13 protein-coding genes are annotated in these 10,299 nt (G+C 68.5%); 12 read left to right on the top strand and 1 reads right to left on the bottom strand.

Translation table 11 applies throughout. From position 1 onward, the window contains the following. The 12 genes from ACEN8G_RS19390 to fliS all read left to right on the top strand — a co-directional run bounded on the left by ACEN8G_RS19390 (nucleotide 1) and on the right by fliS (nucleotide 9,061). Nucleotides 1-426 (top strand): hypothetical protein, encoded by a 426-nt coding sequence (locus tag ACEN8G_RS19390; protein WP_413414980.1) that lies wholly within the window; start codon nucleotides 1-3, stop codon nucleotides 424-426. Nucleotides 427-461: 35 nt separating this feature from the next. Further along, on the top strand, nucleotides 462-1,943 hold the full coding sequence (locus tag ACEN8G_RS19385) for a flagellar hook-length control protein FliK (RefSeq protein WP_413414981.1): 1,482 nt from the start codon (nucleotides 462-464) through the stop codon (nucleotides 1,941-1,943). 18 nt (nucleotides 1,944-1,961) lie between these two features. Then, on the top strand, nucleotides 1,962-2,588 hold the full coding sequence (gene fliL, locus ACEN8G_RS19380) for a flagellar basal body-associated protein FliL (RefSeq protein WP_307116709.1): 627 nt from the start codon (nucleotides 1,962-1,964) through the stop codon (nucleotides 2,586-2,588). A gap of 81 nt (nucleotides 2,589-2,669) precedes the next feature. Further along, nucleotides 2,670-3,542 carry a flagellar motor switch protein FliM gene (locus ACEN8G_RS19375; protein WP_413414982.1) on the top strand — a complete coding sequence of 291 codons (873 nt, stop codon included), beginning with the start codon at nucleotides 2,670-2,672 and terminating at the stop codon, nucleotides 3,540-3,542. Further along, nucleotides 3,539-3,835, top strand: a complete 297-nt coding sequence (gene fliN / locus ACEN8G_RS19370) for a flagellar motor switch protein FliN (protein ID WP_183999175.1) — start codon at nucleotides 3,539-3,541, stop codon at nucleotides 3,833-3,835. Before ACEN8G_RS19375 ends, fliN begins: the two co-directional genes overlap by 4 nt. 4 nt (nucleotides 3,836-3,839) lie before the next feature. Then, entirely contained in the window at nucleotides 3,840-4,088 is a 249-nt protein-coding gene (locus tag ACEN8G_RS19365; RefSeq protein ID WP_413414983.1) for a flagellar biosynthetic protein FliO, read from the top strand. After that, on the top strand, nucleotides 4,085-4,915 hold the full coding sequence (gene fliP, locus ACEN8G_RS19360; RefSeq protein ID WP_413414984.1) for a flagellar type III secretion system pore protein FliP: 831 nt from the start codon (nucleotides 4,085-4,087) through the stop codon (nucleotides 4,913-4,915). The genes ACEN8G_RS19365 and fliP overlap by 4 nt, the downstream gene beginning before the upstream one ends. Nucleotides 4,916-4,920: 5 nt before the next feature. Next, a complete protein-coding gene (gene fliQ, locus ACEN8G_RS19355) occupies nucleotides 4,921-5,190 on the top strand; it encodes a flagellar biosynthesis protein FliQ (protein ID WP_307116705.1) in 270 nt (89 codons plus the stop codon). A gap of 107 nt (nucleotides 5,191-5,297) precedes the next feature. Beyond that, nucleotides 5,298-6,068 (top strand): flagellar biosynthetic protein FliR, encoded by a 771-nt coding sequence (gene fliR, locus ACEN8G_RS19350; RefSeq protein ID WP_413414985.1) that lies wholly within the window; start codon nucleotides 5,298-5,300, stop codon nucleotides 6,066-6,068. Beyond that, nucleotides 6,068-7,204, top strand: a complete 1,137-nt coding sequence (flhB, locus tag ACEN8G_RS19345; protein ID WP_413414986.1) for a flagellar type III secretion system protein FlhB — start codon at nucleotides 6,068-6,070, stop codon at nucleotides 7,202-7,204. Before fliR ends, flhB begins: the two co-directional genes overlap by 1 nt. Before the next feature lie 49 nt (nucleotides 7,205-7,253). Beyond that, nucleotides 7,254-8,657, top strand: coding sequence for a flagellar filament capping protein FliD (fliD, locus tag ACEN8G_RS19340; protein ID WP_413414988.1), 1,404 nt, complete (start codon nucleotides 7,254-7,256; stop codon nucleotides 8,655-8,657). Beyond that, complete coding sequence (gene fliS / locus ACEN8G_RS19335) at nucleotides 8,657-9,061, top strand: flagellar export chaperone FliS (protein ID WP_413414989.1); 405 nt, start codon at nucleotides 8,657-8,659, stop codon at nucleotides 9,059-9,061. Before fliD ends, fliS begins: the two co-directional genes overlap by 1 nt. A gap of 103 nt (nucleotides 9,062-9,164) precedes the next feature. On the opposite strand, the gene ACEN8G_RS19330 is transcribed toward fliS, so the two are convergent. Then, on the bottom strand, nucleotides 9,165-10,250 hold the full coding sequence (locus ACEN8G_RS19330; RefSeq protein ID WP_413414990.1) for a CaiB/BaiF CoA transferase family protein: 1,086 nt from the start codon (nucleotides 10,248-10,250) through the stop codon (nucleotides 9,165-9,167). Nucleotides 10,251-10,299 lie beyond the last annotated feature (49 nt).

The raw sequence follows: 10,299 nt of genomic DNA, 5'->3' as shown, positions 1-10,299 counted from the left end.
GTGTCCCGCTCCGTCAAGAAGCTCGACCGGCTGCTGCGCGTCCGCACGCTCCAGCTCGATCTGGTCCGTGCCGACGAAGTCCGCGCGCTCGCCAAGGTCGATCAGGAAGCGAAGCTGCGCGACCGTATCGCCAGTCTGGCCGCGAACGTCGCGCCGGCGCCCAGCGCCTCCGAATCGGCCTCCAGCCTCGCCGCCGCCGCGCATTTCCGCGACCGGCTCCACCAGTCCGCCTTTGCCGCCGACAAGCGCGTCGAAGTCGCCGAGCAGAGCCTCGAGATCGCCCGCACCGCCACGCGGGAGGCGCGGCGCGACCAGAACGCGATCGAGAAGCTGATCACCCGCGCCGAAGCCGATGCCGCGCTCAAGGCGCTGCGCGAGCTCGAGCAGCTCCCACCCATGGGTAAAAACCGGCACGATATTTGCTGAGTACGCCGTGAACCTTGTTTCACGGGGACCCGAACTTGATCCATCTCACCATCGCACTTCCCGGCACCGCCGTGGAGCCCGTCAAGCCGAACGCCCCACTCACCGTGGACGTGAGCGGCTTTGCGCTGGCCATGGGTGCGCTGATGCCGAAGACCGCGGCCCCTGCCGCCGGGCCGCAGGGCAAGCTGGCGGATGCGGCAATCGCGCTGCCGGAGGGGCAGGATCTTGCCGGGGACGGCAAGGAATTGCCGGATGCCGTGCTCGGCCTCGACGGCAAAAGCGAGGAGCGGCCGGGCTCGGACACGGATGACAAGGAGGACGCGACCGCCGAGGACGCGCCGCCCTCCCCCTTCGCCTGGTTCGACATCACACCACCGCCGGCAGTGTCACCCGAGGCGAAGCCGGAAGCGGTGTCGGACCTGACCGTCGAGACCGGCGGCAAGCGCGCGCGCCACGACATTCAGCTACCCCAGGCTCCGGTCGTAGAAACCGGCGATGCCGGGCCCAAGGCGAAGGCTGAGGCGCCGAAGCCCGTAACCGCGCCCACTGCCACCACTGTCCCGTCGGCAACGGTGATCCCACCCGACGCCAGGCAGCAGCCGGTCGCGCGGAGTGCCGCTGCTCAGCGTCAGCCTCAGGCCGATGGCGCAATGCCGGCCACACCCGCCGCGCCGGCCGATCCCGTGGCGGAGGCGCCCATGGCCGGCACAGGCACCGCGCCAGCCGCAACCGGCGACACCCCTGCCGGGACCAGGCCGCAGCCCATTCTGGCCCAGCCGCCGCGCGAACTGCGTCAGGCCGCTGCCGAGGCGCCGGTGGTACGCATCACGCCCGACAAGCCTGGGCCGCAGCAGAAGCTGTCGATCGCCGATGTAGCGCCGGCCCGGCCTCAGCCGGCTGCGGCCGTCACCCCTTCCCCGTCGGTCGCCGATCAGATCTTCGCTGCGTTCGATCGTCCCGGGGCGCGGGCCGCCGCTGCCGGCGCATCGAGCGACCCGCAGGTCGATCTCTCGACGCTCGCCGCACCGGCGACCGGCATCCAGACCGCCACCGCAGTCGCTGCTACCGGCCAGGGCCAGGATGCCGCGCTCGACATGCGCCACCAGGAATGGACGTCGAAGATGATCGACCGGATCGAGACGCTGCAGGGCGCCGGCCCGGCGCGCGAGACCCGGCTCAGCCTGATGCCCGAGGCGCTGGGCAAGGTCGATATCGCGATCCGCCAGGACGATTCGGGCAGCATCCATGTCCAGTTCAACACCGATACCCAGTCCGCCCGCCAGCTGATCGCCGATGCCCAGCCCAAGCTGGCCGAGATCGCCCAGGAACGCGGCATCCGCCTCGGCTCGACCAGCGTCGAATCGAACGCGACGGGAACCGGTGCCGGCAATGCGAATCCGCAGATGAACCAGGGCCAGCGCCAGGACGCCGCGCCCAACCGCCACCAGCCCTCGGCGCCGCCCGGCGCGCGCCGCGAGGCCCAGACTTCCACCCAGGATGACGAACGGATCGCCTGAGATCCGCGGAGATAGACGATGAGCGATATCAAGGACGCGGGCGCCGCTGCGCCGAAGAAGAAAAAGGGCAAGCTGCTGCTGCTCGTGGGCCTGCCGGTGCTGCTGCTCGGCGGCGGCGGGGGCGCGGCCTTTTATGGCATGCAGGCCGGCTGGTTCAGCGCGGCGGCCCATGCCGAGGGCGCCGATGAGCCGCATCTCGTTCCCAAGAGCGAGGAGAAGCGTGCCTCGCTGAAGGGTGGCGGCGAGGGTGGCCATGGCGGCGAAGGCGAGGGCGAAGCCCCCGGCCATGGCGGCAAGCCCACGCCCAAGGGTGAGGGCGGCGACAAATATGCGTCGAGCTATTATCCGATGGAGAAGGAGTTCACCTCCAACCTCCAGGACAGCGTCCATTTCGTCCAGGTCGGCATCGCCGTGTCGACGCCCTATGACGAACGCGTCCTCGAGAACATCAAGACGCACGAGATCGCGATCCGCTCGGCGGTGCTGATGGCGCTGGGCGAGACCACCGAGGACGAGGTGTTCACCGCCGAGGGCAAGCGCCACATCCAGGACCGCCTCGCCAAGGCGATCAACGGCGTTTTGAAGGAAAAGGAAGGTTTTGGCGGGGTTAGTAACGTCTACTTTACCAATTTCATCGTTCAGTGAACGGGCATGGTTAACAGCCCTTCACCAGACGGCTCAGCCGATCGGCGGGAACGCCCCCGGACCAGCGCGGAACATGCGCCGGTGCTGGGGACGGCCAATCTCAATCCGTTCGGCGATCTGGTCACGCTGCAGCATCTGAGCGCGCGTCTGGCCAAGTCGTTGAAGGGCGCCTTCGAGGGGCTTCTCCGCAAGGATCTCCGCGCCTGGGCCGAGCCGCTCTCGGTCCAGCGCTTCGCCGACTACAAGGCCGAGCGCGGCGGCGTGCTCTCGGCCTGGCAGCCGCTGGCGATGGGCAATGCCCGCGCCCGCGCCCAGTTCGTGCTGGAGGCCGGGCTGGTCTTCGAGATGCTCGACGCATTCTTCGGCGGCGACGGCGAGGCGCCGAACCCGCTGCCGGGCGAGTTCACTCCCGCCGCCGAGGCGCTGGTCGGCCGGCTCGCCCAGTCGACCGCGGGGCTGCTCGACAAGGCCTGGGAGCCGCTGTCGCGCGTCGCCTTCCGCGCGGAGGGTTCGCCCAGCCTCGCCGCCGCACCCGATCTCGGTGCCGACGATCCGGTCGTCGTCACCCGCTTCGGCTTGGCCGAGGGCGAGGGCCGGCCGCATTTCTTCGACATTCTCTATCCCGTCGCCGCGCTGAAGCCGCACGGCGCCGCGCTGATGGTCAAGGTCCATGGGCCGAAGGAAGAGGTCGAGCCCGAATGGCGCTCCGGCCTTACCCGCGCGGTGATGGCAGTCACGCTGCCCGTCCGCTCGGTGCTCGCCGAACCGACCATGCCGCTCGGCCGCCTGCTCGAGCTCAAGGAAGGCGACGTCATTCCGATCGATTTCGGCCCCGAGGTTCCGGTGATGGTGGCGAAGCGCCGCCTCGGCACCGGCCTTGTCGGCACCGCCAACGGCCGCGCCGCGGTCCGCCTCACTTCGCTCGAAGAGATCAACGCAGAGGACTTCCAATGAACGACATGACGACCGCATTCCCGGTCGACTCTGCCGTCGCCGCCAATTTCCGGCTGTTGCAGGACGTCGACGTCAAGCTGACCGTCGAGATCGGCTCGACCCGCCTGACCCTGCGCGAGCTGCTCGCGCTCGGCGAAAGCAGCGTGATCGAGCTCGATCGCGAAGCCAATGAGCTGCTCGACGTGTTCGTCAACGGCACGCTGATCGGCCGCGGCGAAGTCGTCACCGTGGGCGAGAAGTTCGGCGTGCGGATGACCGAGCTGGTCAGCCCGGACAAGCGCGCGGGTCGCTGATCCCATGACCTGGTACATCATCAAGCTGATCGTGCTGCTGCCGCTCGTCTGCGGCCTGCTGGTCGGCTGCCTCTATGGCTGGCGCAAGCTCGAGGCGCGCCTGCCCAAGAACCAGCAGACCCGCATGGTGCAGCTCAAGGAGACGATGATGCTCTCCCCGGGGCTCCGCCTCGCCGTCATCGAGTTCGAGGGGCAGAAGCTGCTCGTCTCGGTGAGCCGCAGCGGCGTCACTTTGGTGGACAAGCAGCAATGACCCGCGCGATCGTCTCCGCTCCGCGCACGGTCGGGGGCCGCGCGGCGCTGTTCATCGGCATCCTGGCCTTCCTCGTGCTGTTCGCCTTCCCGGCCTTCGCGCAGGGCGCCGCACCAGCGGTGCCGGCTCCGGTCGCCACCCCGGGCGTCGGCGACGCAGTGGATCGCGCGCTCGGCGACCTTGGCGGCGGCAATGCCCCGCTGAGCCTGTCGCTGCAGGTCCTCATCATCATGGGCCTGCTCTCGGTGCTGCCGGGCATCCTGCTGATGATGACCAGCTTCACCCGGATCATCATCGTGCTTGCGCTGCTCCGCCAGGCCCTGGGCCTCCAGCAGACCCCGCCCAACCAGGTGCTGATCGGCCTCGCGCTGTTCCTCAGCTTCTTCGTGATGGCGCCGACGCTGAGCACGATGAACACGACTGCGATCCAGCCCTATTCGGCCGGCAAGATCGGCGCGAGCGAGATGATCGCCAGGTCGGGCGAGGCGCTGCACGGCTTCATGATCAAGCAGACCCGCACCAAGGACGTCACCATGTTCGCCCAGATGGCCAAGAGCGGCCCCTATGCGAAGCCGGCCGACGTGCCCTTCTCGGTGCTGCTCCCCGCCTTCGTCACCAGCGAGCTCAAGACCGCCTTCCAGATCGGTTTCCTGATCTTCCTGCCCTTCATCGTCATCGATCTCGTCGTCGCCACCGTGCTGGTCGCGCTCGGCATGATGATGATGTCGCCGACGATCATTTCCCTGCCCTTCAAGCTGCTGCTCTTCGTCCTGGTCGACGGATGGGCGCTGACCATGGGCTCGCTCGCCTCCAGCTTCGTGAGTTAGCGCCCATGGACACCGAATATTTCCTCACCGTCGGCCGCGAGGCGATGTGGGTGCTGGCGCTCGCCGCCACGCCGATCCTGGTGCCCGCTTTGCTCGCCGGCCTGGTGCTCGGCATGGTCCAGGCGGCCACCTCGATCCAGGAGCAGACGCTCACCTTCGTGCCCAAGCTGGTCGTGGTGGCGATCAGCCTGGTGATCTTCGGCTCGATGATCATGGGGCTGCTCGGCGATTTCACCGTGAGCATCTTCGAGCGCATTCCGGACCTGGTGAAGTGAATCTCCCCTTCCGCTTGCGGGAGGGGCCGGGGAGGGGCTGCGTCTCAGCCGCCTTCCGTACATCCCCTCCCCTAACCCCTCCCGCAAGCGGAAGGGGAACCAGTAGGATGATGGGCTTCGGCCTCTCGATCGAGCCGCAGCTCTGGGCGCTGCTGTTCGCCATGGTGCGGATCGGGGCGGCGTTCATCACTGCGCCGATCTTCAGCGCCGTGGCGATCCCGCTGCCCGCGCGCATCGCGCTCACCGGCGCGATCGGCGTGCTGGTGCTGAATGTCGCGCATATCGCGCCGCCGGCCGAGATCTTCTCGCTCACCACCTTCCTCGCCATCGCCGCCGAGGCGCTGATCGGCCTCGCCATGGGCTTCGTGCTCCAGGTCGCCTTCGCCGCGCCGATGGTGGCCAGCGAAGTCATCTCGATGTCGATGGGCCTGGGCTTCGCCAATGCGGTCGATCCCAATAACGGCCATTCGACGCCGGCGATCGGCACCTTCCTGTCGCTGATGCTGACGCTGGTCTTCCTGGCGCTGGACGGCCATCTCGTCCTCGTCGACCTGGTCGTGCGCAGCTATCAGGTGATGCCGCCCGGTGCCTGGATCGCGCCCGAGCGGCTGCTCGGCATCGCGATGTTCGGCGGCTATACCTTCCTCGCGGGGCTGCTGCTCTCGTTGCCGATCGGCTTCCTGCTGCTCTGCCTCAACCTGATCGTCGGCATGCTGAGCCGCGCCGCCCCTGCGCTCAACCTGTTCGCGGTCGGCCTGCCCGCCAGTCTGTTGTTCGGCGTGGTCGCGCTGCTGCTCGCGCTCCCTGCGATGGGGGATTATCTCGTCGTCGTCATCCGCGAAGCGCTCACGATGATGCCGCAGCTGGTGCTCGGCTGATGTCCGAGACCGGCGGTGAAAAGACAGAAGCCCCAACACCCAAGCGCAAGCGGAAGGCAGCGGAAGAGGGGCAAATACTCAGCTCGAAGGACTTCGGCACCGCGCTGATCGTCCTTCTCGGCTGCGCCTGGATGGCCATGCTCGGCCCCGCTTTGGTCCGCGCCTGCAAGGAAGTGATGGTCGGCAGCTTCACCTTCACCGTCGCCGATGTCGAGGATTTCGAGCCCTGGCGCCCGATCGCCGCCGCAGCATGGAAGCTGGCGCTGCCGATCGGCGGCCTGCTGCTGTTCGCGCTCGCCGGCGCGGTGCTCAGCCATGTCGGTCTCGCGGGCCTGCGCTGGAACGCCAAGCTGTTCGCCCCCAAGGCCTCGCGAATCAATCCCGGCTCGGGTCTGGCCCGCATCTTCGGTCCCAATGGCTGGATCGAGCTGGGCAAGGGCCTGCTCAAGGTCGTCCTGCTTGGCAGCATCGGCATCTGGCTGCTCTGGTCGCTGACCAGCCGCTCGCTCGGGCTGGTCGAGGCGGACCTGCACGGCGCGATCGGCGCGATGGGCAACGAGTTCCTCTACCTGCTCTTCGTCATGGCGGGCGGCCTGCTGCTGATCGCCGGCGTCGACCTGCCGATCCAGATCCTCCGCCACATGGCCAAGCTGCGCATGACCAAACAGGAAGTGAAGGACGAGCACAAGGAAGCCGAGGGCTCGCCCGAGGCGAAGATGGCGCAGCGCCAGCGCCAGCGGCAGATCCTCAAGGGCGGCTTCCGCAAGGCGGTCGAGACTGCGCATGTCGTGATCACCAACCCGACGCACTTCGCCGTCGCGCTGCGCTACGAGCAGGGCAAGGACCAGGTGCCGGTGGTGGTCGCCAAGGGGCGCGGCGCGACCGCGCTAGCGATCCGCGAACTGGCCGGGGAGCTCGACGTGCCGATCCTCGAATATCCGCAGCTCGCCCGTGCGGTGTACTACACCAGCAAGGAGAACCAGCAGATCCGCGACGATCTCTACATGGCGGTGGCGACCGTGCTCGCCTTCGTCTTCCAGCTCAGCAAACGCGCCGGCGCGGTCCAGCCGCCAGTCACCGTGCCCGAGACCGCGCTTTTCGACGAAAACGGCCTGAAACAGGCGCGCGCCCACTAAAATCGGCGGCTCTGCGGCCGTTTAACGGTGGGAGAGCAGGGGGGACGAAATGGCCGTCGAATCGATCGCGAAGACGCTGGGCACCGGATCGGGGATCGACATCACCGCCTTGGTCACGTCGCTCGTCGACAACAGCTTCGCCAACAAGAACCAGGCGATCACCACGAAGAACGACGCGCTCACCGCGCAGATCTCCTCGGTCGGCACGATCAAGGGCAATATCAGCGACTTCGCCTCGGCGCTCGCCTCGCTCACCAGCTCGGGCTCGCTCGCCACCCAGCCGACCAGCTCGAACACCGGCATCGTCAACGTCACCCGGCTTTCCGGTGCCGACCTCGCCGGGCTGAACGCGACGATGGAAGTCCGCCAGCTCGCGCAGGGCCAGGTTTCCAGCTCGCAGGCGTTCAGCGGCGGCAGCAGCAGCGTTATCGGCGCGGGCAGGCTGACGCTCAGCTTCGGCACCGCGACGGTCAGCGACGGCGCGATGACCGGCTTCACCCAGGGCGGCGGCACCCCGGTCGAGATCGATGTGCCCGCCAATGCCACGCTTTCCGACGTCGCCGCGGCGATCAACGCGAAGAAGGCCGGCGTCACCGCGACGATCCTCAGCGATTCGACCGGCGCGCGGCTCGTGCTCAAGAGCGCGACCGGCTCGTCCCAGGCCTTCACGCTGAGCGGCACCGACGGCCTCGCCCAGCTCGATGTCGGCCCCGGCGCGACCGGCTCGACGATCAGCGCGACGGCGCAGGATGCCCGGGTCGCGATCGACGGGGTCGAGGCGAAATACCCGACCAACAGCATCACCACGATGATCCCCGGCACGCGGATCGACCTGGTCTCCGCCGCGGTCGGCACCAAGGTGACGATCGGCGCCAGCTCGCCGACCACGGCGCTCAGCCAGGCGGTCTCGAATTTCGTCGAGACCTATAATGAAGTGTTCAAGGCGGTGCAGACGGCGACCGATCCGGTCAGCGGTCCACTCAAGTCCGATCCGGCGGCCAAGCAGCTGCTCCAGCAGCTCAAGCGGCTGACGCTGAGCGACCTGGTTCCGGGCGCGGGCGTCGATGCGCCGTCCAATCTCGCCGATCTCGGGGTGAAGACCAATCGTGACGGCACGCTGAGCCTCGACAGCGCGCGGCTTTCCAAGGTGCTCACCGATTATCCCAACGACGTCGAGAAGATCTTCGCCGAGAGCGCGGGGCTGACCAAGGCGCTTTCCGACATCTCGGATATCGCGACCAGCACCAAGAGTGGGCTGGGCGCCAGCGCCGACAAGTACAGCAAGGCGCAGGAGGAGCTCGCGGACGAGAAGACCAAGGTCGCCGGCGATACCGAGAAGCTGCGCGAGCGCATGACCCAGCAATTCGCCGCGATGGACGCCAAGGTCGCCGCCTACAAGTCGACCCAGACCTTCCTGCAGCAGCAGATCGACGCCTGGAACGCGAAGGACTGATGCGCTACGCCTCGGCCCTCGCCGCCAATCCTGCCGACACCTATCGCCAGATCGACATTGTCGGCCGGGCCGCCGGTGGCGATCCGCATGCGCTGGTCGGGCTGCTCTACGAAGAGGGCGTCGCCGCGCTGCGCACCGCCGCCTGGGCGGTCGAACGGCGCAACTATTCGGTCCGCGGCGAGCGGGTCGCGCGCGCCACCGCGATCCTGTTCGCGCTCGAGGCGGGGCTCGATTTCGACAAGGGCGGCGAGGTCGCCCGGACGCTCGCCACTTTCTATCACGGGCTGCGCGGCGAGATCCTCCAGGCTGCCACCGGCACCGATCCCGCCCCGTTCCGCGAGGCCGCGAACAGCCTCGACGAGATCGCCCGCGCCTGGAGCAGCCTGAAGGCGAACCTGGCTTAGCTTCGATGTTCTCCTGCGAAAGCAGGAGCCCAGGGTGACGAAGTACCTTATTACCCTGGGCTCCTGCTTTCGCAGGAACACGGCACTAGGGTTTTCGGTACTTCTACTCCCCGCCCCAGCGCGCCAGCACCTCGGCAACGCTTTCCTCCACCGCCGGAATCGCCTCGGCCGGCGTCCCCGAGAAGCGCGGCGCAGGCATCGGCTGCACCGTCCCGCCCGATGCGGCGAAAGTCCCCCGCGCGCGGTTGTGCGGGTGGAGCGGCGCCTCGGTGAGCGACAGCACCGGCGTGACGCAGCCCTCGCCGCCTTCGAACAGTGTCGCCCATTCGTCGCGCCCGCGCGAGGCGAAGGCGGCGGCGAATTCCTCGGTCAGCGCGGGCCAGCAGGCACGGTCGAACTGGTCGAACTTGGCGGTGGCTATGCCCAGCCCCGCGCAGAGCGCGCGAAAGCTCGCGGGCTCGAGCGCGCCGACCGCGACATGGCGGCCATCGGCACAGGCGTAGCAGCGATAATAGGGGGCGCCGCCATCGACCATGTTGGCGGTGCGCGCATCGGCCCAGCGACCCGAGGCGTGGAGCGCGTAGTAGAGCGTCATCATCGACGCGACGCCGTCTACCTGCGCCGCCTCGATCACCTGGCCGCGCCCGGTCGCCTGGGCGGCGAGGATCGCCGAGACCAGCCCGAGCGCGAGGTGCAGCGCGCCGCCGGCATATTCACCGATCAGGTTGAGCGGCGGCACCGGCGCGGCGGCCGGCCCGATCGCATGGAGCGCGCCGGAAAGGGCGAGATGGTTGATGTCGTTGCCCGGCGTGCCGGCGAGCGGCCCCTCGCGGCCCCAGCCGCTGGTGCGGGAATAGACGAGCCGCGGGTTGAGCGCGAGGCAGCGTGCCGGATCGAGCCCCACCTGCTCGGCCACGCCGGGCCGATAGCCTTCGATCACCCCGTCGGCATCGGCGATCAGCGACAGCGCCTGCTCGCGTCCCGCCGCCTGGCTGAGGTCGAGCAGCACTTCCGAGCGGCCGCGATAGAGCGGCGCGGCGACGGCGCTGCCTTCGCTGCCCGGTCGGCGGATGCGGATCACGTCGCAGCCCAGGTCGGCGAGCAGCATGCCGGTGAACAGCACGGTGCCCGGCATGTCGAGTTCGACGATGCGCAGCCCCGCCAGGGGACCGTGCGTTGCTGCGACCATTTGGCTCCCCCTTGGGTGATTCTGCCGATGCATAGCCGCAGCCCGCGCC

Origin of the sequence: Sphingomonas sp. Sphisp66 (assembly GCF_047324325.1) — a bacterium.
Taxonomy (GTDB): domain Bacteria; phylum Pseudomonadota; class Alphaproteobacteria; order Sphingomonadales; family Sphingomonadaceae; genus Sphingomonas.
This window is presented reverse-complemented; position numbering and strand designations above follow the sequence as displayed.